Origin of the sequence: Acidovorax sp. HMWF029 (assembly GCF_003060895.1) — a bacterium.
Classification (GTDB): Bacteria; Pseudomonadota; Gammaproteobacteria; order Burkholderiales; family Burkholderiaceae_C; genus Acidovorax.
Map to the genome: position 1 here is coordinate 14,499 of NZ_QAIH01000315.1, position 425 is coordinate 14,923.

Consider the following 425-nt stretch of genomic DNA (forward strand, 5'->3'; position numbering starts at 1 on the left):
GGGCCGACAACCTGGGCGACTGGCAGCAGCAATGGCACCGGCGGCTGCAAGAGGCGCAATCGCGCAACCAGGCCATTCCCGTCTGGGTGGACCCGGCCCGGCCTTCCCGTTCCCTGATCGACCCACACATCCGCTGGCCGCTGCTGATGGTCCGGCTGCCGTTTGCATTGGTTTTCACCGGGGTGGGGCTGGTGGCAGCCTGCGCCTTTGTGTGGGTGCTGCTGGGGCGCAGTGGGGCTTCTGCGGCCCCACAGCCACCGGAGCGTGGCACCGCGCAGGGGTCTAGCCTGGATACCGGTGCGCACAGCTCCTTGCGGGGCACGGCTGCCAGAGCCTGGTTTTTTGCCTTGTTCTGGTGTGGCATCGCCTTCCCCATGGCGGGTGCGCTCTGGTCCGACCGGGGGGCGTCGGGGTGGGCCAAGGCC

At 69.4% G+C, this 425-nt stretch carries 1 pseudogene; it reads left to right on the plus strand.

The window, feature by feature from the left end:
• Positions 1 to 425 (plus strand): annotated as a pseudogene (locus DBR12_RS23350) (hypothetical protein); the annotation flags it as partial.